The sequence below is a fragment of the Priestia sp. 53B2 genome (assembly GCF_056099005.1).
Genome location: NZ_JBLZXA010000021.1, coordinates 1 through 23,075 on the forward strand (window position 1 = coordinate 1; position 23,075 = coordinate 23,075).

Below are 23,075 nucleotides of genomic sequence, written 5' to 3' on the forward strand. Positions count from 1 at the left end.
CTGGAACGTATGATGATGGGATTGAATTTTTAGAGAAATATAGTGAAGATTTAGGTTTATATGTTTGTAATTCAATTAATCCGTTTAGAATAGAAGGTCAAAAAAGCATTATTTATGAGATTGCTCACTACCTAAATTGGAACCTACCAGATTGGATTGTTGTACCTGGTGGAGCTTTAAGTAACGCAACAGCATTAGGTAAAGGATTACAGGATTTATTGAAGCTTGGATTCATAAACAAACTACCAAGGATTGCAATTGTACAGGCAGAAGGGGCGAGTCCATTTCACCAAATGATAGATCAGAAAATGAAAGAACTTATACCTAATGGATCTCCATACACCAGAGCTTCTGCATTGAATATTGGAAATCCACCAAGCTGGAAGAAGGCCAAACATGCTTTAAAAGAAACAGATGGAATTACAGCTTCAGTATCAGACACTGAAATTCTTAATGCAAAAGCTATTATAGATAGAAGTGGGATCGGATGTGAGCCAGCCTCTGCAGCTACAGTTGCCGGGTTGAAAAAGCTAGTTGATGAGAAAAAGATTGATAAGGATGAGACCGCATTATGCATTCTAACAGGGAATATTTTAAAAGATACTGATGCTTTAAAGGAATATCATTCTGAAGATAATATGGCCGCAGCTTTTAAAAATACACTACAAGCAATTTCCTTAGATTACAAAACTATTCAAAGCTATATATAAATCCTTGTAATAGTTCAGAAACCTCCTGTTACTTTGTCAGGAGGTTTCCCTTTTTATGCTGTATACCATATATAATCTTAGTTAACATAAAACGGCTTATCGGTACTAACCTCTAATAAACTCTTCTTTGAGAATACTAAACCTATAACGATCTACAAATTCACTTCTTTTAATCTTACAATAAATTAAATTTAATAGCTTAGCTATAAGTGTATATTATATTCATCCCTAGTTTACATAAACACTCTTAAAGGAAGCAAGAAAACAAAAGAACCCTTACAGGAAAAGGGTTCTCTCGTGGGTGCCTTTAATCGGATATACAGTCTTTTATACACCTTTAATATGACGGTGATCTCTCTAAGTGTATGTGAAGAAAAGGCGTATACAAAGACTACCTTTTATACATATGATAGTTTACCTAGCAATTAGTCCTTATGGCAAAAATGTGCTATTGTTTACTTGCGGTTATATTTTGGTACTTTATAATTAGCAGTCCTAATAAAAAGCTATCTCATTCTACGAGATAGCTTTTTACTTTTATCTTTTACAGCATGCTTTCGGGTAAGAAATCCAAAGAAAAAATTAGAATAATAAGAGCTAAAAGAAAAGAAATAAGATTAATCCACCATTTATTTTTTGATTTAATACCCCAAATGCCAACTGGTATTACAAATAAATATTTTGCAACAGTCTCATTTACATTCATTACTTCAGGGAGAAAAACACTTGCTAAATAAAGACAAACAGCTATTATTAAAGAATTTCTAATTACGATTAACAAAATAAGTATCCTCCGTAAAACCTATCTTTTGTAATATTTTACCGTATCTTTAATAATAACTGAATTAGAAATTTTGCATACCCTAGAATAGCTTATGTTAGCTTATGTTAAGTTAATTCTAATCCCACCAGAAGAATGAGCTGTTTTTGTTCTTGCTTCTTTTTGAGAGTTTGCTGAACTCTTGTATTTCTCCATAAGTTCATGAATACTGGCTACTTGTATAATGCGGATATGGTCAGAATTAACAGCATAACGAACAGGTGTAATCAAAATGACAGAAGGGAAGATAGGTGCCCGTTCTTCTGGTTGCCAGTGCAAGGATTTCCATTCATCTGAAAAGAAAAACTCCTCATAGAAATTGATCTTCGCTTGCATTTTCTGCTCCGAATACTGATTACGTTGAATTTCAATCCAAAACGGAGATCCTTTAAAAATACAAAACAGATCCGGTTCAATTCCTCCTTTTCGTCCGGTAGGCTTATCTTCCACAATGACCTGTTTAGGTACACTATACGTACACATTTGCTTATAGACATCCAAGATAGAAAGGAAGTGTAATATTTTTTGAGAGTTCTTTTTGATCTTGGCATCCACAGGTAAGTAGACAGTCGGAGAATACTGCTGTGTACGTTCAATTAGTTCTAATCGATATAAACGTACCATCACACTATTGCATGCATTTATAGGCGATTTAAGCTGTTTAAAGAAGAGGTCAACTAAAGAGTCACGATCCACGGCTCTAAATTGATTAATAAACGCTATGATGTCTTTATCACGTTGAGATAAACGGAAACTCATCGCTGCTCCTCCTTCTCTAATAACCCAAAGATGGACTGTGATACCACTTCTAGTTCTGGTTCAGGATCTTTCACGAGCGTTTTATAAGGTGAAAGTATTTCCTTACAAGCTCCTTCATCTAAGAAATAGGCTTGAAACTCTTTGACCTCATCAATTTTAATTTTCATGCGTCCCCTGGCTGCGGCATCGATTTCTTCGGCACCGATTACTCCAGCTACTTTTGCATTTATCGCATCGGCCTGCCTTCCAGAGATCCGAACCCGCAAGTTTGCTTTTAGTGCTGAATTCAACAAATCGGCATCTGGACGCTGCATGGCAATAATCGTATGAACACCTAGCGCACGACCTTGACTCGCAAACTGTTGAATCATCTCTACGAGATCCGTTTCTCTCTTCACTATGGACATTTCATCAATTACTACAACGATACGAGGCAGCTTAAAAGGTAGCCTGCTGATGTGTGTCACACCATGCTCTAACAATAAATCACCTCTTCGATACATTTCAGCTCGCAATAAAGCAAAAGGTTTTCTCATATCCTTTGCTTCAAAGCAAAGCGCATCTACATGCTCAATCCCATGAAACAGCCCTAAATCAGCTCGTTTGAGATCGACTAATACTAATCGCAGATCATCAGACGACGTATATTTCACCCATGTTGTGAGGATCACACGCATCAGGCTGCTTTTTCCAGCTCCAATTTCGCCAGATATCAATAAGGTTTCTAAATCAGCAAAATCCCATGAAACGGGACTTCCATAGATATCTTGACCAATGCATATCGGAAGCTCCATTTTTTCAATATAAGAATGAATACCTTCATAACTATAATTAAGCACCTTAGGTAGGCTTTTGTGATGAACGGTAATACTAAAGTTCTTTAAGCTGCCATTCACTTCAATATTGCTGCCTAATACTTGTCGTAATGCCCATCTTTTTTTATTTAAAAGTTCAGGATCAATGCCATTAAGTAAAGAAAAGGCATACCGAGTATAGTTATTCTGGTGATCGATCTTATGAATTTTAGGAAATTGGTAGGAGGTACGATCCCCATGCTTTATGACCCTATAAATTTCTGCTGTACGAAACGCTTTAATTAATTGACCACGCAATTTTAGTTTTTCAAACATAAAAACCCTCCTCAAAACATAAATGTCGCAAAAAAGTAAAATAAGGCCCCATAAAAGGTGACAGGCAAAATAAAGCGCATTATCTTTGAAAACTGATCGACCAGATCAATCACACCCCACCGTTCTAATATTCGTTCGATGATCGCAATCCCTAAGACAATGCCTCCTAGAGTCAGAATAGTGGGGTCAAGCATAGCAAATGGACTAAAAGGGACAAAGGAATAAGCCTTGAAGGGACGAGGTCTCGTAAGAGCTAATTTGAGGGTTAAGGGGAAGATATTTCGAAAGGTTAATTCTGTTGTTTTTCTCATGTTGGTACCTACTTTCATTTTTTTTATTTTTTCGCTTTTCATGTCTCATTTATTTCAGCTCAACGCATCCGGTCGCCCCCTTCGCCTCTTCGGCTCAGCTCCCTTACAGATTCCATCAAGGGCCTCGCTAGGCGTATACAGCTTGTATAACCGAGGTAACGATACTGAACCAGATACTGATTAGCGAATGGAGTTACAATTCTTTAGATACTATGTAGCTACTGCGGTAAGCTTGCCTGTCCAATCCAAAAATAACAAAGAACCCTTAACGAAGTAGGTAAAGGTTAGCTAATTATGTAAGAAGTGATGGTTTTTTATATGCTAATGCCTGTCCTAGTTACGAATATTTAATACAGAAAGGACGGCAAGTTAGAATTGTTTCAGAGGATGGGGGGAATGGATCTGAGGATCAGCAAGAAATTAAAGAGTATATTGTGTTAATATTTATACCTTATTTTTATTATCTGTTAAGGTGGTATATGATGAGTACAGAGCTAAAGCAGACTTCGATAGTTTGTATGGCTACTGCAAATGGTTTAGGTTTAATGAAATAAACCGGGATACATAAAGGTAAGGTCTCACAAGGGCAAAAAAGTTATGTTCTACTGAAAAAGCCTCCATCAATATTGATGGAGGCTTTCTCATATTATGCACATGTCTTTTGTTATTTAAATTATAGAAAAGAGAAGAACGATGTTCCTTCTTCCCTTAGTCACTATTATAAGACTATTTTAGAAGCGTCCGCCGCCAAGTTGTTGCTCAGCCATTTGTACCAGACGTTTTGTAATCTCTCCACCTACAGATCCGTTTGCACGAGCAGTTGCGTCAGGCCCTAGGTTAACACCAAACTCACTAGCAATTTCATATTTCATTTGGTCGATTGCTTGTTGAGCACCATATACTAATAATTCATTTGTGTTGCTATTTTTATTGTTTGCCATTTTATCCATCTCCTTCATTTGTGATAACGTTAATATGTGTAGAAAGAGAATTAGTTATTCATAAAATAAAAAAATATAACGAAAATGTGGGTTTTATAAATCTTATATTGAGTATACAAACTTATTTTCTATCTTAGTTTGTATGCAACGACGGTGAAGCATAGACAAGCTGCCTAGCGAAAAAATTGCGTTTTAATAAGTTTCTTTGGCATGCCTATCGTTCCATCACTCGTTAGTTTTGAGACAAGGATCTTTTCGTATTTAGTCATTTACGTTGTTAGCTTGATGGGCATGTGGTGGAATCCCTTACTGTACTTTCGCTAAAGAAATTCTGTTCCCTTTTTTAAAGCTATCAATCTTATAAAATTTTGTTTCGACCCTTCATCCATGATACAATGCATTGTTCTCTCTTTTTTCACTAAGTAAATATAGGCTATAACAATTCTGATGAGTATAGAACAGACCCCTTCCGAACGGAGGAATTCGAGATTAAAATGATCATTAATAAATTGAAAAAGATGTCTAGAAAACAATGGGTGGTTTATTCCCTTATCGTGTTTTGTTTTGTCCTCTCCATCATTTTTGTGAATCATAATAGCTCATTCTACAAGCAGCCGATCGCTGAAGTGTTGAGCACCCATTTGCAAAGTAAAGAGAAAGTGACCGATCAGCATAACAATAAGGACCAAACCTATAAACAAAGTATCAAAGCCGAAATAAAAAACGGCAAAGACAAAGGGAAAGTTATTTATTTAGAAAATGAGTACTCCTCATCTGGCGCTTATGATCAAAAGTATAAACCCGGTAATGAAATCTTCGTTATAATTGATAAACATTCAAAAGAAAAGCACTTAACCGGATCCATTAAGAATGCCAAGCGAGACAAGTACGTTCTGCTTGTCGGATGGCTTTTCATCTTCACGCTCCTTTTTGTCGGTAAGGAACGGGGATTCCTTGCCTTAATCAGCTTGGTGGTTAATGCTGCTCTGATGTCCTTCGCATTGGATATTTACGTGAACAGTTCATACAAAAGCTTAGTTTTCATCTGCAGTATATTGGTCATCTTGTTTACAGTCATTTCGTTGCTGCTCCTCAATGGTGTAAATGAAATGACGTACGCTTCGATCACATCCACACTGCTGGGCATCTTCCTAACGTTAGGAGTTATGTATGCCGTGGTCCATTTTACAAATGGAAACGGATTAAGATATGAAGGAATGCAATTTTTGACTCGTCCGTATGAAATTGTCTTTGTGGCTGGCTTGTTGATTGGATCATTAGGGGCGGTCATGGATGTTTCAATCACCATTTCCTCTTCCCTCTTTGGGCTTTATGAAAAGAATAAAAAGATAAGCTTAACGGTACTTCGAAAATCAGGAATGGACATTGGGAGAGACGTCATGGGCGCATTAACCAACATCTTGTTTTTTGTTTATGCGGCGGGATCCATTCCGTCCATGATTCTGTATTTAAAGAATGCTTCACCATTAGGGTTTACCCTTTCCATGAATCTTTCTTTAGAGATTGCACGTGCACTGGCAGGAGGAATTGGTATTATGCTAACCATCCCAATCGCCGTGTACACATCTATCTATTTTATTAACCAAAAGAGGAAAAGAATATGAATGCATTAGTCATCCTGTCACTGATCCTACTTGTTTTAATGATTTTAATTGGCGGATATAGAGGAATGCGCTCTTTTATATCTTTGTTTTTGAACTTTGGTGTGCTTATGTTTACCATTTTTCTTATGCTCGGCCCGCAAATGAATCCAGTCATCATCACTTTAATTTCGTGTGCAATCATTAGTTGTATTAATCTCTTTTTCATTAATAACGTAGATCGAAAAACAGGAACTGCTTTTCTTTCTACAATTGTCACGATTGTTCTTTTGATTGTATTAATTGAGGTGATCGTGAACGTATCTATGATTCAAGGGTACGGTGAAGAAGAGACTGAAGAGCTTGCTGTCTTCTCCCTTTTTGTAGGCATTGATTTTGTTAAAATAGGAGCTTCTGTCATGATCATCAGTACAATCGGTGCGATTACGGAGGTTGCCATATCAATCACTTCATCAATGGGCGAAACAATGAAGCATCACCCTTCAATCAGCAGAAAAGACTTATTCTTGTCCGGAATGAGGATCGGAAAGGATATTCTTGGCACTGATACGAACACGCTGTTCTTTGCCTTTTTTGGAGGCTATCTCGCACTTCTCATCTGGTTTAAGGATTTACATTATTCCATCGGTGCGATCGTGAACTCCAAAATCTTTGGTGCGGAAATGATGACCATTTTCTTTGCGGGGATTGGAGTAGCTCTCATTATTCCGATTACAGCTTGGATCAATACCTATTTTTCTGTGAAAGCGAGAGAAAAAGCATTGAAAGAAAGCAAGGAGAACTAAATAGAAGAAACAAAAAAACCTCTTCGAATGATACGAAGAGGGTTTTACTCATATTATTAACCGATTGAACCTTCCATCTCAAACTTTAATAAGCGAATAAATAGGAAGGAAGATGGACGATGAAGAGTACAGGTATTGTAAGAAAGATAGATGAGTTAAGTCGTGTCGTTATTCTAAAAGAATTAAGAAAAGTTCTTTCTATCCAGGAAAAAGATCCTGTAGAAATTTTTGTAGACGATAATCAAATTATTTTGCAAAAGTATAAGCCTTACAATGAATGCATTATCACAGGCCAAGTGAGCCCGCAGAATCGAGAATATGCAAAAGGGATCATATTAAGCCCAGGCGGTGCGGAGATTCTAAAGCATGAGATTGAATTTAGATATGGTATGAAGGCTTAATTGATGAAGTTTTTTATTAAGTAAGACTTATTTGTCAAAGTGTAAAAAACTTCCTAAACGATAAAATAAATGCATAAACGTAAATTTTGATGTTACGCCATCCCTTGAGCGCCAAGGGATAGCGTTTTTGTCTGATTCCTCGACCATATGGATGTTTAAGTTCCCAAGTTTGCCAATGACCATTACATTCTTCAATCATTATTTGAGCTCCATCAAGTGAAATAAATGCGAATTTTTCTGTTACGCGCTCATATATAAGTTGAAGTTCAAGAATTTCTAAATAAAATTCTTTTGATCTGGTTATATCTTTTACTGATAGTTCTAGTATTAGTTTATTAAACTTCATATACTTTCCCCTTTTATACATAAATCTGCTTTTATATTAATGATACATTAGATACAGGTTAGATTCTGGTTTTTAAAGAATAAGGTACCTATAAATCGTAGTAGATAAATTCAATTTGAGCACAATGTAATATATATATTGAATAATGTAATGTATATGTTACACTTAAATTAGGAAGGAATTGGTTTATATTGAAGAACAATGTAAAGATATTTCGTGTACAGGCTGATTTAACCCAGCATCAATTAGCTGAAAAAGTTGGTGTTACTCGTCAAACCATTAGTTTAATTGAAAAAGGCAAATATAATCCTACATTAAAACTTTGCTTAGAAATATGTTATGCAGTTAATAAAAACCTAAATGAAATTTTTTGGGTTGATCGGGAGGAAATTTAAATGAAAGTAATAACAGACGAAAGGCTTGTTATTAAAAATTTAAAAAATATTCGTTTTGCGTTTGCTTTTCAAACTTTGGCACTGGTAGGAATTTTACTATACGATGGGATTACTAAGGGGTTTAATCATATTACCGATAACCCTTTATGGTTAGTCTTAATACTTACTAGTGTTATATTAGGGTATTTGAACTTAAGTATTTCTGTTGACTCATACGAAAATGAGAAACAAATTAGAAAAATGCCTTATTACTTACTAGTATTATGTTGTTTAGCTGTCGGAGTTATCTTTGGCTTACTAACAAAAATAACGTCTAATACTAGCTTGGCTGATAGTGTTATAATCGGTCTAGTTATATTCATATGTTTTTTAGGAACTTTTTCATTTGGTTATTTTTTAATAAAAAAACGTTCTAAAGATGAAGAAGAATAAGTCTATAAATATTTACACGGACTAGGTAGAAGCCTAGTCTTTTTTATTTTTTATCCATAAATTGTTACAAGAATAATTATTACAATCTATAATCGAGTTAAGGGTTTGGTGAAAAAAGTAACATAGGGGGATTTTATGAAAAAAATATGTTTGTTGCTTTTATGTACTGTATTTTTGGCTTTGGGAGCATGTAGCAGTAAGGATACTGCTACCACTAATGGTGACGAGTCGAAGGCTGATGAAACAAAACAAACAGTTACAGAAGGTACTGAAAACAGCGCAGTGAAAAAGAAAGAAGAAGCCACCGGAACGCCTGAACAAGAAGAAACAGCAAATAATGAGGATGCTTATGGTCCAGCAGAAAATTTTTTGACGGAAGCAGAGAAAAAGGAAGGGTTCAAATATCGTGATGATTTTGGAGGTACTAGAGACTATGGGTTTGGTTACAATGATGAAGTTGGTATTGATGGGACTGATAATCCGTTAAAACCTGTGAAATTTGGTCCTGTTAACATGACGATTGAAAACGTCACAGTAGCCGACATTATTCCGAATAGCGATGTAGCTTCCTTTTTTGATGATCGCGACCGGGTGCGTGCTGTTATTATGACTGTGAAAATTGAAAATACCTCTGAACAAGATGTCTCTTTTTTCCCAGATAGTTCAGTTATGACAACTGATACAGGAGAACAAGTAGATGCCGACTCTTGGATGTCCAATGAAACCGGTGGAGATATGCTGGGGAAAGTTAAAAAAGAAGGACAGATTTGGTATGTGTTAAAGAATGAGAAAGCAGATATTAAAAAAGTAAAGTTTGTTATAGACCCACCTTATTTAACTGATAGCATGGATGATTTAGGGCAACAAAAACGATTAGAGTTTGATATTTTAGATCCTAAAGCTGCTAAAAAGAAGGATACTCAATAGGGGGGATAGGTAAATGGATAAAGCGAAAATATTATACTGGTTAGAAATTGTCGGAGAGGTGTTTATTCTTATTGCTAGAGGACTTACTAAAGATAAAGCAGTAGGTATAGTGGCTAGAAAACATTCTGTAGCTCCTGAAGAGATATATAAGCAAATGAATCAATAATTTTGAGCAGAAAGAACCAGATGTTAACTGGTTCTTTTTTTATTCAAAAAATTATACCCTTGGAGCACCGGGTATACCATAGATACATGAAAATACCATATATATTTTCCAACTTAAAACCACCTATATATGAAATGATATTATTTAAAAACGTTCGTAAAAGTGGTGTGTCAATATAAAGTCGTTCGTATAGTGTTTTTATACTTTTTCGAACGCTGAAAAGCGTTCGCTAATTGAATTTCATTTTTGTTCGTAAAGGTATACTTTTGCAAACACTATTATTTTCCAGATGTTTAATATTAAATGTTTAGTTAGAAATAAAGTGATAACAAATAAAATTACAATTATTTGTCTTTATCTCAAGATTTATTAACTCTAAATATAATATAATGGTAATACAAAATTTTGGATTAAATCCATTTTTGAGTAATGATAATGGCATTAATCATATTATATTTTAAATTAGTGGGTGTACTTATATGGAAAATAATAAACATGATTATATTCAGAAAATATATGAGAGAATGAATACCTCTCGAAGAAAATATGGAACATTAAAAAAGTGTGAATTTCACTTACATACGCCAGCCTCATATGACTATAATTTCTACAAAAACTCTTCATATTCTCAGTTAAGTACAAGGGATATCATTAACATTGCTGAAGAGGTTAATTACATAAATTCTACTGTGAAAGAGCAGCTAATGAGTAATCTTGAATTCTATGAAAGTGAAAAATACAGTGAGGAGCTTTCTAAAGAAAACAAGCCCTTCACAAGTTTTAAAGAATATTTTTCTTATATGCTAGTAGCACATAAATTATATGAAAGTGACATTGAAGTAGCTGTAGTATGTGATCACAACACGGTTAAAGGTTATAAAAAATTAAATTACGCCGTAGATGAATATTTTAAAATAAGACTTAAAAAGTATAGTCGCACCAAGCAATGTGTAAGAATTTTTCTTGGAGTAGAAATATCATGTTCAGAAAGAAATCATTTAATTGCTATCTTTAATGAAAATAACGAGCGTCAGGTAAACAGTTTACTGGACGAAATTATAAGTTCCGAGAGTGGAGGAACGTACCACACTAGCCAAGCTGTTATTGACATAATTGCAAGTAAAAATTTAGAGGCAATAACATATATAGCGCATCTCAACTCATCGAATTTTATAGGAACCTTAACTTACAATAAAACTTTGTTTTCATCAAAATCTCTAAATGTATTTGGCCTAACTGAACTAAACGAAAATGTTCGACAACGAGTCTACAAAAAACTTAAAGATTATGACAAGAACAATTTTGAAAGGTATGGAATAATACACGAGGGAGATTCACATGCAATAGACACAATAGGAAAAAAGAACACATGGGTAAAATTCAGTAGAATTGATTTCTCTTCTTTGCGAAAAGCCTTTAACGATCATAAAATAAATATATATACTGAGAAACCTGAAAAATCCGATAAGTTCATTAAAGGTTTGTTGATATACCCTGGAAAAGAAGGATTTCTAGGACAGGACCCTTCTAAAAATGATAAGGATTTCTTCATTGACTTTTCAAGAGATTTAAATTGCATAATTGGTGGAAGAGGTACAGGAAAGAGTACCATTCTTAATATAATAGAAACAGCGTTCACACTTGAAACTCAAAATATACAAGCATTAGAGATGCTTTCCAAGCATGAGAGAATGTATATACTTTTTTTTATGAATAGTCAAAACTATATCCTAGAGTTTGTTCCTCAAGTAAAGGATAAAGATAAGCATTATTACATTGAAAATGTCTTTCATGATAAGGCAATAAAGAAGAGTGAAACTACGGGAAAATATGAATTAAGTCAAAACTGGATTCAATTATTTAGAATAGATAAAGATAAAATTGAAAAAATTAATTATAATAATGCTCATAAAACTTTGACACGTTTTTATAAAAGAGGATATTCCGTAAATAGAATAATAAATCAGATCGAGAATAGCCAAGAGGGAGAATTTATTAAGGCCTCTATATTATCCAGTATTAATAACCAAACGATAGATACTTATATTAGTAACATTAGAGATAAACGTAGAAACTTGTCAAAGTATATCAAAGAAAATGCGAACCGAATTATTGACACAATGAATACAAGAGAGTCTGACTTGAAATCTTCTTTAAAGAAATTTAATGAGGAATATAAGAATCATTTAGAAATAGTCTACGCACCTAATGCAAAGTTTAGCGATTTATATCTTAAGGAACTTTTAGAGAATATAAGTAGTAAAGGTCACATTCTAAAAACAGAATTAACTTGGGATGATGTTGCAAGTTTTATTCAAAGTGCGTCTAATAAATTAGGCTATATTGATTTTTTACAGTTACTCTTTTCTTCTAAATATAAAGAGATTGAAACTCAAATAAATATAGCTTCCTTTGTAAACCTTACAAAAGGAGAGTATAAAAGAGACGGGTATTCTGTTATAGAAAGAGAATTTAAAAAAATAGATCATAATAATATTAGAGCTATTTATGAGGAAATAAAAAGTGAATTGATCCGAAAAAGGTATTTCTTAGAAAACAGTTTAATTAACTGGTTTAAGATTATGGATGATTTCACTTTAAACTTTAACATCAACTTAAAAGAAAATTCGTTACAAGAAAAACCTTTAATGAAAAATATAAAAGAAATGTCCTTGGGACAAAAAGTTGCAGCTATTTTATTTTTTGTATTCAATTACGGATATTTTGTTAAGGATAATACTCCACTAATTATAGATCAACCAGAAGACAATTTAGATAATCAATATATATATAAAAACCTTGTAACTAGCTTGAAAAAAATAAAAAATAACCGTCAAGTTATTGTAGTCACCCATAATTCAACAATTGTAACTAATTCAGATACTGAACAGGTTATTGTCCTCAACTCGGATGGCAATAGGGGGTGGGTTGAGAACAAAGGATATCCAACGGATAAAAGAATAACTCGCCTTATAATCAATACTTTAGAAGGTGGTATAGAATCTTTCAACCATAAAATGGGGACCTATACTTTATTCTTAAATGAATTAACAAATGTTAAGCACTAATAAGTTAAGATTTATATTTATTAACTATTGAATAGAAAAAATTAACCAAGATAAAAGGAGCCCCCGTGTCTTAATTTGGGGAGACTCCTTTTATTTAATTACTTTAGGTTAACTTTATTTTAATGTTACACCTAAAGTAATTGAAAAAGTAATTCTTTATTGATTAGGAGGTTGTAATTGAGACTGATATTGTGTATACATATCATCGCTAAATTTAGCATAGAAATCTATATCTTGTTCATCAACTTTTTCCCCATTATTTAATTTATTAAAAATAACTGTTGCTTTTTTTATATTAGAATATAGATAGAACTTTCCCATGAATATCATACCATGTTGGGGCGATCCAACAAAATTTTCACCATGTCTAATTATATTTTCTATTTGTCTGCTAAAATATAACATTAAATCCTCCGAGTTAGCTTTACCATCTTGCATTTTTTTTTGTAAATCTGAGTCCTTCATCATTGCATTAACAATATCTAAATCAATTCTCCCCCCATTTATTTCATAATAACTATCTAATGGGATATGCTTTTTAGGTATAGAGTATTCTATATTTAACAACTCCCCAGCACTTGCATATTTCAATAAGTTTGGTACAGATACACTTGACTGATTAAGGTATTGCATCAGCAAGAGATAGAATAACATTAAATTATTTTCAGGTGTATTTTTAATTATTGCAGGAGTGGTATCTTCATTTGGTATAAGAGTAATGTCTTTTAACCCTTTCTTTGATACATTTACAATTAACCCTTTATCTAACACACACAACGCACTAATCTGTTTATTTTCTTCCACTTCTTTATTTTTTTCGACTAGATTATCTAATAATGTTTCTAGTGTTGTAGATGAAGTAAAAGCAAATACAAATCCGGCTGTGGGTGAATTTATTCCATCCAGACTATCTTTAACTAAAGATTTAACACTTAAGATATTATTTACACACTTGTTTATCTCAGTTTTATTTAATGATGATTTAACTTCAATTACTGAAAAAACACTCTCTATGGGTACCATTTTTGTAGACTGCATATTTAATAAAACAGGACTGTTAAATGAATCATAGATGATAATATCTTGTTGCCTACTTTGTTCTCCCGTTGCATCGATTATTACTCCATTATTCATCTCATATTTAATAGGAATATAATCTTCTAAATATTTGAGTAAGATCTCTTCTCTGCTACCCCCTCTTTCTCCCATATGGTTAATGTTTTCTGTTACTTCCGCAAAATCTATTTGCATTTTCTTAGCTGCGGCATGAATAGACTTTTTAAGCATTCGTTTTCCCCCTACATTTTTTCTATATAACGTATAACTTTACTTTAATTCTATAATTGTTATATATTTTCCTGAATTATTTATTGGAAAATAAAAAAGCTAAATCCTTTAATAAATTACTTTTAATAAAAAAAGAATCCTTTGCCATAAAAGCAAAGGATTTTCAAATTTATTGGAATAGGGGGGGAATACGTTATTAGTCTGTACAGTTTTATAGATTGATATACACATATACTTTGAAAATTTTCTCTTAGTAATTTAGCGTCGATAATAAATTTTATGTTAAGTAAATCATAAAGTACTTCATGAAAATAATTAGTTTTACTATTTACTCTAAGTGACGACAAATTGTGGGTTTTTCTACAATATGTGTAATTATTAACGCTATTTTTAATAAAATATATTAATAATTATTTTTATGTAAGAAATGTTATACATTTAGTGTTTATATTATTCGTTATAAAACAATATTAAGTGTATATTACGAGCATAATCTCTAATTTGTCATCACTAAGTGTAAATGATAAAACTTTGATTTTTATAAAAGGATTTATTAATTTACTTCTTTCTGCGAAAGACCTTTATTTTGTATTTCTAATATAGGTTATATTATTGAAAATATATCAACATTAAATACTCATAAATTTTCTATTATGTTATTATGAATACAATAATTTCTTAAAAGGCAAGTATTTTATCTTTTATTTAAAGGTATAGACTTTACATAAGTTTTTCTCTTTATATTTTATATAATCACTTCACCTTTCTCCTTGCCTAATATAACCCTTAAATGTAGCGTTTTTCACTACAATCTCACCTTCACATTCATCTGCCATTTGTTTCGCAATAGACTCTTCGTTAATGGGAAATGCGACCAATTCATTATCTGTAAATTCATAACTAAATCTCTCCATCTTTTTTACATTCCTATATGAATCCTTTACATAGTATAACTTACAATTTTTTTGATTAATTAGAAAATATGTTATTTTTTAACTTTGTTCAGCAATCGAGCCATATAATTTAATAAAAAAGGGATTTTTAGATAGTATATTGAAGCTTACGGTTGTTTAATTAGAGTGAAACAAGGAATATCCTACTTATTAAAAACGATTTACAAAAGATTCATCAAAATAATGTAAAAAATAACCCTTTAAGATATTGTTATATTAGAGGTGATTTTTAATATAAACGAACTATTCTATTGAAAGAGAAGAAGAGAAAATTAAAGGTGGTAGTAATGCAACTACCGATGTAGATTAAAAATCTTATTTAATCATCTAAAATATTCTATCTGAAGGTCAGTTATCTGAGAGTAAAGGAGTAAAAATCAATGTAACCAAAAAGAACTTATTGATAATAAAAACATTCTATTATTGAGGTTGAAATATGCTATAGTACACTGCAATTAAAGAATAGTAGGTGAAAATATGGAAGATATTCGAATACTAATAGCTGATGATGACAAAGAAATTAGAGATCTGTTGAAAAAATATCTAGAAAGAGAATGGTATAAAGTAGATGTGGTAGCAAACGGTGAAGAAGCCCTTGCTTTATTTGATTTGAATATATACAACTTAATAATCTTAGATCTAATGATGCCCAATGTTGATGGTATTGAGGTATGCAGGAGGCTTAGGAATAAAACAAATGTGCCTATACTTATGCTCACTGCAAAGGATCACGAAGTGGATAAAATTTTAGGTTTAAGTATTGGCGCAGATGATTATATCACTAAGCCTTTTAGCATCAATGAAGTGGTCGCGAGAATCAAGGCTCTTATGAGGAGATTTTTGATATTAGGTAGTAATTGCACACCTCGTGAAGATACACTTATAAGATTCAAAGGCTTAACGGTTGATCTAAAAAAATACACAGTTACTGTAAGAGGAGAAGAAATATCATTAACCGCAAAGGAACTTGAACTGCTGAAATTTTTCGCTTCCCACCCTGAACAGGTATTTACCAAGACACAATTATTTCGTAATATTTGGGACAAAAACTATATAGAAGATGATAATACAGTGATGGTACACATTAGAAAACTTAGAAAGAAAATAGAAATAGATCCCTCAAACCCGCAGTTCATTCAAACTATATGGGGCATAGGATATAAGTTTATAGGTGAAAAAGATGAATCATGACAAGTATATCTTGCTTATTACCTTTCAATTTATAATGATTACCGGACTCTTTTTTTTAGATATGTATGATCATGCAATAGGACTGTTCAAGGGGTCTTTATTTATTTCATTATTGACTGTAACATTCATTGTTTTAATAAAAGGATTTCTTACTCGCGTTAGGTTAAAACACATGGCTGTGGAGTTAAGGCGGGCAACTAAAGGAAACTTTAAGACCAGATTATTAGCCAAGGACGATTACCTATTTGATGAAGTCGTTTTTTCTATTAATGAATTAATTGAAGAGCTAGAAAAAGTTCAAGTTCAGTCGGCCAAATCTCAAACAGCTAGGAAAAGCCTTCTATCTAGTATTTCACATGATATTCGAACTCCTCTTACCTCAATTATTGGATATATTGATGCCCTCAAAGATGACATAGCAACGTCAGAAGATGAAAAACAAGAATATCTTAATATTCTTTCTAAGAAAGCAGGCAGTTTAAAACAATTGATTGATGAAATATTTGATATGGCAAAGCTTGATGCAGATGAAATCCCAATGAAGGAAGAATTCCTTGATTTAGCTGAAATTGTTAGGGAATCGTTAATTGAGTTTTTGCATGAAATGAAGAACAATCGTGTAGAGCTACATATTAGTATTCCTGAAAAAAATTGCTTTGTCATGGCAGATCGTCTAAGCCTTATCCGAATCATACGTAATATAATTAAGAACGCATTGGAATATGGAAAAGACGGGCAATTATTAGGGATAGAGCTTATAGAAAAAGTGAATGAATATCAACTGCATATTTGGGATCAGGGACCTGGTATTCCAAAAGAGGATCTAGAATTCGTGTTCGAAAGAATGTATCGGGGAGATCAATCTAGGACTCCTTTTAGTACGGGAAGTGGACTAGGACTTGCCATAGCTAAAGCACTTGTTGAAAAAAATCAAGGGGAAATATGGGTGGAGAGTATTCCGTGGGAAAAAACTACGTTTGGCTTTTCGATCCCAAGATATAACCACATGAACAGATTTAAGAAATAATTAAGAAATAGATAAGAAGCATTTAAATGTGCCTTCTTATAATGTAACTATGCTTACTACAAGGAGGTGTTACAAAATGAGTGTAATCATAAAAACCACTGATTTAACGAAGATATATGGCAATCAGACATCAGTAGATCATTTGAATATGAATGTGAATGAAGGGGAGATATACGGTTTTTTAGGGCGAAATGGTGCAGGGAAAACGACTACAATTAGAATGTTATTGGGGTTAATCAAACCAAACAATGGAAAAATCGAAATATTCGGAGAAGATTTGTTCAAGAATCAAAAAGAGATTTTGAGAAGAATCGGTTCTATGGTCGAAATGCCTGGGTTTTACGAAAACCTTACAGCCAAAGAAAATCTACTAATTAATGCTAAAATCATGGGGATTTACAAGAAAAATGCAATAGAAGAAGCGTTAGAGATTGTTGGCCTTCACAATGAAACGAAAAAGCTAGTGGGTAAATATTCTTTAGGAATGAAGCAAAGATTAGGAATTGCCAGAGCTCTTGTCCATTATCCCGAAATATTAATATTAGATGAACCTACCAATGGATTGGATCCTATTGGCATTAAAGAGATGCGTCGCCTAATTAAATCATTAGCCGAAGAAAGAAATATAACGATATTGATTTCTAGTCATATTTTATCAGAAATAGAGCAGTTGGCAGATACGCTGGGGATCATTCATGAAGGGAAGATCTTAGAAGAGATCACATCTGATCATCTTAGAAAAAGAAACCAGAGATATATAGAGTTCCAAGTATCTAACGACAATAAAGCAGTGATGCTTCTAGAGAAGCACTTTAATATTTTAGATTATGAAGTTCATGATGATGGCAATATCCGAGTCTATTCTCATCTAGGACAACAGGGGAAAATGACTAAATTGTTTGTACAAAACGATATTGAAGTATTCAAGATTATGATGAGTGAAGACAAATTAGAAGACTACTTTACTAAATTAGTTGGGGGTGGCACGATTGGTTAATCTATTATATACGGAACTTTTAAAACTTAAACGCTCTAAGATGTTCTTCATTAGCATTCTAGGATCAGTGGTAGCCCCCTTTATGGTGGTAGTCGCATCCTATGTCCACATGAAAACTGAAGATCCGGCACAACTAATTACTTTTTCTGAAATTTTTTCTGACACTAATTTGTATACTGTATTAATAATAGGGGTTCCTTTATATGGAGTCATTACTGCTTATCTCTTTAGCCGTGAATATATGGAAGACACCTTGAAAAATCTTTTAACCATTCCAGTGTCACGAATAAACTTTATTATGAGTAAATTAATCATTTTATTAATGTGGATCATGCTATTGACATTAGTTGCTTGGGGATTAACTCTACTTTTAGGGATATTAGGGCAGTTCCAAGGTCTAAGTACCCCATTGATGGCTGAATACTTAGGGAGATTTATTACGGGTGGAGTACTTGTTTTTATTCTATCAACCCCAATTGTACTTGTAGCAGTTGTGATGAAGAATTATGTGCCAACAATTATATTAACAATCGTAATAACCTTGATTAACGTAATGAGTGGAAATTCGGAACATAGGGCGCTATTTCCATGGGCAGCAGCAGGAGATATCGCAAATGGTACTCTTCTACCAACATACCCTGCGGAAATTTCTTATACCACTATTTTTGCTACATCTATCATTGGATTCATTGCAACAATTGTCTACTTTAAAAAGGTGGATATTCATTGATCAATAAAAATATTTTTTAGGAGTAAAAGGATGAATGATATTGTAATTGCCATTATATTAGGAATTGTCGAAGGGTTAGCAGAATTTTTACCGATTTCTTCCACAGGTCATCTGATATTAGTTGGTCATTTATTAGGTTTTGAAGGTGAAAGAGCGAAAACATTCGAGATTGTTATACAGTTAGGGGCAATACTTGCTATTTCTGTCTTATATCGCAAGCGCCTCATTTCATTATTTAATATTAGGCCAATTTTAGAGAAACAAAAGAAATTCAATGCTTTACACATCATATTAGGTGTTCTACCTGCGGTAATTGCTGGTTTGTTATTACATGATATCATTAAAACATATCTATTTCGTCCAAATACTGTTGTAATTGGTCTTGTAGCAGGTGCTATACTTATGATTTTTGCAGAAAAAAAGAAACAAGAACCTATTTCCCATTCATTAGATGAATTAACTTATCGACAGGCATTAACAATTGGCATATTTCAATGTTTAGCAGTTTATCCTGGTTTTTCAAGAGCAGGGTCAACAATTTCTGGAGGATTATTGACAAGGGCAAGTTATAAAACCGCATCAGAATTTTCATTTCTAATTGCTATTCCTGTTATGGTTGGTGCAACAGGTTTAGATTTATTAAAAAGTTGGAATTACTTAAGTACAAATGATATACCAATGTTTGTAACGGGTTTTATTACTTCTTTTATTGTAGCAATGGTGGCTGTAGTAACCTTCCTAAGGATACTTAAAAAATTGGGATTAACACCTTTTGCCTATTATCGTATGGTGTTAGCTATTGTATTTACGGCATATGTATTGTTTTAAATGAAGCTTCTTTATAAAAATGAAGGATAATGGTAATTAAATATGATTAACAAATAATATTAGTTTTGAGTCATGAAAAGGCTATTTCTATTAAGTAATGTATGACCTTTTGGTGATCCAGCAATAGGGTGCATAGAGAAAGTTAAAAACTGATTCCTTTTTCCAGAAAAGGGCGCGATTACTGAACAAAGAGCGTTCGCTTTTTTTACAAATAGTTCTATAAATGATTGGATGTAAATAATTAAGAACCCCAGCTAATCTTCTCATGTGAAGTTAGCTGGGGTTTTAAAATCGGATGTGCAAAATAACACTTAAAATATACGCAAATTATCAATTAAAGTGACAGAAAGACCGTAAAAAGTATCCAGCACGAAAGTTTAAACAAACATTTTATTCCAACAAAAATAAGCTCAAAAGCCTCCCTCTAGAAAAGAGGCTTTTTTTGGTTACATAAAGCATTTTATTTTTGTCTTCATATATAATTACTTATTAAATAAAGTTTTTAGGAGATTATTGATATTGGAAAGTAAAACAGGTACAGTAAAATATTTTGATGATGAAAAACGTTGTATTTGTCGTCCATTAGTGTAAATATTAAAACTATATTTTTATAATATAGTTTTAATATTTACATATATTTTATGGATAATTTTAACCTATATTTAAATATAAATTTACTATGATAAATTACTAATCACTACAAATACAAAGAAATATTAATTATTATCTTTAATAACAGTAAAGTTATCACCATTTAATAAATGATTTATATCATATCTATTTTATCGAATATAATAATTTGTACATTTATCTTAACAAGAAAATTCAAACTCTACTAATAAAGACGACTAGCATATCGAATGTGTCGCTCGTTTACACGAGGAAATAAGAAAGCTTGAACTTACAACAAAAGAGGTAGCGCAACAACCAGATATCTCGGTTACACCAGTCAATAAATATATTAAACAAGAACTGTGACCGGCGTTCTAAGAAGAAAACCGGGGAATCAACTGTTATTTTGTAAATGAAGAAGATTTAGAAACGTTCAAGCATACGCATGAAGTGGGGGCAAACCTAGTAAGCGTCATTTTTATCATACTGAACAAAATATTGCACTGTTTCAGCTTTTTGTGAAGAAAGATGAAGAAAAAGAGCAAGATGCCCGTATTATCTCGTTAGAATATCCGATTATGGCGGTTACAGAACAACATGAAGAGATAACATTAGAAGAGTTACTTCACCGAGGATTTGAAGCACCCTATGAGAATGATGTCTTTATCACGCTAGGATAAACGTAAGCTCCCCCTTGCTTCTCCCTCTCCAATAATTCAAAAATAGACTATGACGTCAACTCAGGATTATGTACCAAGGTCTTATAAGGAGAAAGTATTTCCTTGCAAGCTCCTTTATTTTTAAAAAAGTAAAATGTTCTTTTAGACAAAAATAAGGATATATTCCTTTAATTGTTTATGTGTTTTGAATTCATGTATTTTTTGTGGCATAATTTTCTAGAGAAGAGGGAGTGAAGAGATGCAGAAAATATTAATCATTGAGGATGATCCCAAAATCGCGGAGCACCTTCAGTCTTATATAGGGAAATATGGCTATAATGTCATCACCGTGGAGAATTTCGATTATGTGATGGAAGAGTTTTATAAGCAAAAGCCAGACCTTGTATTATTAGATATTAATCTTCCTAGCTTTGATGGGTATTACTGGTGTAGGCAAATACGAAACAAGTCTATCTGTCCAGTTATATTTATATCGGCACGAATAGGGGAGATGGATCAAGTGTTGGCACTTGAAAATGGTGGCGATGACTTTATCACAAAGCCGTTTTATCCTGAAATTGTAATGGCGAAAATCCGTAGTCAGCTTCGCCGCGCCTACGGAGAATATTCTTCAAAAGTCCAAGAACGAATATTAGAGGTAGAGGGATTAAAGCTGTTTCCTGAAAGATTAGAATTATCATTCCGCAATCAAACAATCCTGCTGTCAAAAAAAGAAAAAGATATAATTGAAAGTTTACTAGAGCGATATCCTCGTGTTGCCGGACGTGAAGATTTGCTAGAAAAACTGTGGGATGAACAATTCTATGTAGATGAAAATACCCTAAATGTAAATATAGCAAGAGTAAGAAAGAAATTTGAGGAAGTTGGACTTTCAGGTTTAGTAGAAACCGTTAGGGGTGCTGGCTACCGCCTGATCGTTACATGGTGAAAGGTGGAATGAAATGAAATTATTCTTTAGGGAGCATACTTTTTTAATTGCTACACAAATCGTACAATTTTTTGTAGTTCTTTCCATTTATTGGCTTGATGGTTATCGACATCTTCTTCCAGCCTTCTATGCAGTCTTTCTTGGACTATTTTTTCTCACAGGTTACCTTGCTTACCACTATTCAAGCCGCCGCAAATTTTATAGGAGATTAACAAACGAACTTTCTTCCTTGGATGACTCTTTTCAGACGACGGAAGCTTCTCCAATTTCCCAAGCGCTTGACTATTTGCTAAAGAGTCAGTACAAGCATTATCAAACCAGAATAAAAGGGTTAGAGGCCAAGCAAGACGAGCACTTAAAGTTTATGGATCAATGGGTCCATCAGATGAAAACACCTCTTTCTGTTATTGAACTAATTGCTCAAAACTTAGATGAACCTGAATCTTCAAGTATTCGTGAGGAGACAGACCGAATGAAAACCGGCTTAAACACAATCCTCTACATGGCAAGACTCCGGACCATTGAACAAGATTTCCATATTAAACCTGTAAATTTGTCCACGGTAATTAAGGAAGTAAATAGTGAAAATAAAAGGTTTTATATACGGAATCGAGTATACCCCAATGTCCTGCAGCAAAAAGAAGAAGTGATTGTTGAGACGGATGAAAAATGGCTGTTCTTTATTTTTTCACAGTTGATTAATAATGCAGTCAAATACTCTAAAGGGGTGAGTAATAGAGTTGATATTACCATTTTTGAAAAAGAAGGAGAGGCTGTTTTAGAGGTGAAAGACTTTGGTGTTGGGATTCCTGAAACGGACAAGCGCCGTGTGTTTGACCCCTTTTATACAGGGGAAAACGGAAGGAAGTTTAGAGAATCTACAGGTATGGGCCTATATTTAGCGAAAGAAGCAGCTGATCACCTTGGCCATCGACTTGAATTTGAATCCAAATTGAGCCAAGGGTCAGCCTTTCAGGTGATTTTTGGGAAAACACAAAACCTTACAAGGATGTAAGATAAGTGAAAGGA

General features: G+C 33.2%; 25 protein-coding genes. 17 read left to right on the forward strand and 8 right to left on the reverse strand.

What is annotated here, in order from left to right; genetic code table 11:
* Positions 1-710 (forward strand): pyridoxal-phosphate dependent enzyme (locus ACN6NE_RS19375; protein ID WP_474326680.1); only part of this gene is annotated, 710 nt, incomplete at its 5' end.
* 544 nt (positions 711-1,254) lie between these two features.
* On the opposite strand, the gene ACN6NE_RS19380 is transcribed toward ACN6NE_RS19375, so the two are convergent.
* From ACN6NE_RS19380 to ACN6NE_RS19400, 5 genes are all read right to left on the reverse strand, one after another.
* Positions 1,255-1,491, reverse strand: a complete 237-nt coding sequence (locus ACN6NE_RS19380; protein ID WP_336122871.1) for a hypothetical protein — start codon at positions 1,489-1,491, stop codon at positions 1,255-1,257.
* A gap of 102 nt (positions 1,492-1,593) precedes the next feature.
* Positions 1,594-2,289 (reverse strand): hypothetical protein, encoded by a 696-nt coding sequence (locus tag ACN6NE_RS19385; RefSeq protein ID WP_474326683.1) that lies wholly within the window; start codon positions 2,287-2,289, stop codon positions 1,594-1,596.
* On the reverse strand, positions 2,286-3,419 hold the full coding sequence (locus ACN6NE_RS19390) for an FtsK/SpoIIIE domain-containing protein (protein ID WP_474326686.1): 1,134 nt from the start codon (positions 3,417-3,419) through the stop codon (positions 2,286-2,288). The genes ACN6NE_RS19385 and ACN6NE_RS19390 overlap by 4 nt, the downstream gene beginning before the upstream one ends.
* Before the next feature lie 11 nt (positions 3,420-3,430).
* Positions 3,431-3,730 (reverse strand): hypothetical protein, encoded by a 300-nt coding sequence (locus tag ACN6NE_RS19395; RefSeq protein ID WP_474326689.1) that lies wholly within the window; start codon positions 3,728-3,730, stop codon positions 3,431-3,433.
* 731 nt (positions 3,731-4,461) lie between these two features.
* The gene (locus ACN6NE_RS19400; protein ID WP_047934289.1) at positions 4,462-4,671 is read right to left on the reverse strand and encodes an alpha/beta-type small acid-soluble spore protein; all 210 of its coding nucleotides are present in this window, start codon (positions 4,669-4,671) and stop codon (positions 4,462-4,464) included.
* 488 nt (positions 4,672-5,159) lie between these two features.
* On the opposite strand from ACN6NE_RS19400, the gene ACN6NE_RS19405 reads away from it, so the two are divergent.
* The 3 genes from ACN6NE_RS19405 to ACN6NE_RS19415 all read left to right on the forward strand — a co-directional run bounded on the left by ACN6NE_RS19405 (position 5,160) and on the right by ACN6NE_RS19415 (position 7,479).
* The gene (locus ACN6NE_RS19405) at positions 5,160-6,296 is read left to right on the forward strand and encodes a YibE/F family protein (protein WP_474326755.1); all 1,137 of its coding nucleotides are present in this window, start codon (positions 5,160-5,162) and stop codon (positions 6,294-6,296) included.
* Positions 6,293-7,078 (forward strand): YibE/F family protein, encoded by a 786-nt coding sequence (locus ACN6NE_RS19410; protein WP_164798451.1) that lies wholly within the window; start codon positions 6,293-6,295, stop codon positions 7,076-7,078. The genes ACN6NE_RS19405 and ACN6NE_RS19410 overlap by 4 nt, the downstream gene beginning before the upstream one ends.
* A 119-nt stretch (positions 7,079-7,197) precedes the next feature.
* On the forward strand, positions 7,198-7,479 hold the full coding sequence (locus ACN6NE_RS19415) for an AbrB/MazE/SpoVT family DNA-binding domain-containing protein (protein ID WP_474326693.1): 282 nt from the start codon (positions 7,198-7,200) through the stop codon (positions 7,477-7,479).
* A 34-nt stretch (positions 7,480-7,513) separates the two neighbouring features.
* Here ACN6NE_RS19415 and ACN6NE_RS19420 read toward each other — a convergent pair whose 3' ends face one another.
* Positions 7,514-7,825, reverse strand: a complete 312-nt coding sequence (locus tag ACN6NE_RS19420) for a VOC family protein (RefSeq protein WP_474326696.1) — start codon at positions 7,823-7,825, stop codon at positions 7,514-7,516.
* A 191-nt stretch (positions 7,826-8,016) separates the two neighbouring features.
* Between ACN6NE_RS19420 and ACN6NE_RS19425 the strand changes: the two genes are divergently transcribed.
* The 5 genes from ACN6NE_RS19425 to ACN6NE_RS19445 all read left to right on the forward strand — a co-directional run bounded on the left by ACN6NE_RS19425 (position 8,017) and on the right by ACN6NE_RS19445 (position 12,813).
* The gene (locus ACN6NE_RS19425) at positions 8,017-8,220 is read left to right on the forward strand and encodes a helix-turn-helix transcriptional regulator (RefSeq protein ID WP_088568044.1); all 204 of its coding nucleotides are present in this window, start codon (positions 8,017-8,019) and stop codon (positions 8,218-8,220) included.
* The gene (locus ACN6NE_RS19430; RefSeq protein WP_328262111.1) at positions 8,221-8,652 is read left to right on the forward strand and encodes a branched-chain amino acid ABC transporter substrate-binding protein; all 432 of its coding nucleotides are present in this window, start codon (positions 8,221-8,223) and stop codon (positions 8,650-8,652) included.
* 135 nt (positions 8,653-8,787) lie between these two features.
* Complete coding sequence (locus ACN6NE_RS19435; RefSeq protein WP_474326700.1) at positions 8,788-9,579, forward strand: hypothetical protein; 792 nt, start codon at positions 8,788-8,790, stop codon at positions 9,577-9,579.
* Positions 9,580-9,592: 13 nt separating this feature from the next.
* Positions 9,593-9,745 carry a hypothetical protein gene (locus ACN6NE_RS19440; protein WP_427599253.1) on the forward strand — a complete coding sequence of 51 codons (153 nt, stop codon included), beginning with the start codon at positions 9,593-9,595 and terminating at the stop codon, positions 9,743-9,745.
* A 479-nt stretch (positions 9,746-10,224) separates the two neighbouring features.
* On the forward strand, positions 10,225-12,813 hold the full coding sequence (locus ACN6NE_RS19445; RefSeq protein WP_474326703.1) for a Spaf_1101 family AAA-like ATPase: 2,589 nt from the start codon (positions 10,225-10,227) through the stop codon (positions 12,811-12,813).
* Between the two features lie 156 nt (positions 12,814-12,969).
* Here the strand turns inward: ACN6NE_RS19445 and ACN6NE_RS19450 are convergent, their stop codons facing one another.
* Together ACN6NE_RS19450 and ACN6NE_RS19455 are read right to left on the reverse strand one after the other, a co-directional pair.
* Complete coding sequence (locus ACN6NE_RS19450; RefSeq protein ID WP_310331733.1) at positions 12,970-14,100, reverse strand: DUF6602 domain-containing protein; 1,131 nt, start codon at positions 14,098-14,100, stop codon at positions 12,970-12,972.
* A gap of 758 nt (positions 14,101-14,858) precedes the next feature.
* Positions 14,859-15,014, reverse strand: a complete 156-nt coding sequence (locus ACN6NE_RS19455) for a hypothetical protein (protein ID WP_474326707.1) — start codon at positions 15,012-15,014, stop codon at positions 14,859-14,861.
* A 516-nt stretch (positions 15,015-15,530) separates the two neighbouring features.
* Between ACN6NE_RS19455 and ACN6NE_RS19460 the strand changes: the two genes are divergently transcribed.
* The 8 genes from ACN6NE_RS19460 to ACN6NE_RS19495 all read left to right on the forward strand — a co-directional run bounded on the left by ACN6NE_RS19460 (position 15,531) and on the right by ACN6NE_RS19495 (position 23,061).
* A complete protein-coding gene (locus ACN6NE_RS19460; RefSeq protein WP_474326710.1) occupies positions 15,531-16,244 on the forward strand; it encodes a response regulator transcription factor in 714 nt (237 codons plus the stop codon).
* Positions 16,234-17,271, forward strand: coding sequence for a sensor histidine kinase (locus ACN6NE_RS19465; protein ID WP_474326713.1), 1,038 nt, complete (start codon positions 16,234-16,236; stop codon positions 17,269-17,271). The genes ACN6NE_RS19460 and ACN6NE_RS19465 overlap by 11 nt, the downstream gene beginning before the upstream one ends.
* A 76-nt stretch (positions 17,272-17,347) precedes the next feature.
* A complete protein-coding gene (locus tag ACN6NE_RS19470; RefSeq protein ID WP_474326716.1) occupies positions 17,348-18,268 on the forward strand; it encodes an ABC transporter ATP-binding protein in 921 nt (306 codons plus the stop codon).
* Positions 18,261-18,998: an ABC transporter permease gene (locus ACN6NE_RS19475; protein ID WP_474326719.1), complete on the forward strand. Its 738-nt coding sequence runs from the start codon at positions 18,261-18,263 to the stop codon at positions 18,996-18,998. Before ACN6NE_RS19470 ends, ACN6NE_RS19475 begins: the two co-directional genes overlap by 8 nt.
* 30 nt (positions 18,999-19,028) lie before the next feature.
* The gene (gene bacA / locus ACN6NE_RS19480; RefSeq protein WP_474326722.1) at positions 19,029-19,826 is read left to right on the forward strand and encodes an undecaprenyl-diphosphate phosphatase; all 798 of its coding nucleotides are present in this window, start codon (positions 19,029-19,031) and stop codon (positions 19,824-19,826) included.
* A gap of 1,130 nt (positions 19,827-20,956) precedes the next feature.
* Positions 20,957-21,118, forward strand: coding sequence for a hypothetical protein (locus ACN6NE_RS19485; RefSeq protein ID WP_171843289.1), 162 nt, complete (start codon positions 20,957-20,959; stop codon positions 21,116-21,118).
* A 238-nt stretch (positions 21,119-21,356) separates the two neighbouring features.
* A complete protein-coding gene (locus tag ACN6NE_RS19490; protein ID WP_061859955.1) occupies positions 21,357-22,046 on the forward strand; it encodes a response regulator transcription factor in 690 nt (229 codons plus the stop codon).
* 13 nt (positions 22,047-22,059) lie between these two features.
* Positions 22,060-23,061 (forward strand): sensor histidine kinase, encoded by a 1,002-nt coding sequence (locus ACN6NE_RS19495; protein ID WP_061859956.1) that lies wholly within the window; start codon positions 22,060-22,062, stop codon positions 23,059-23,061.
* Positions 23,062-23,075 lie beyond the last annotated feature (14 nt).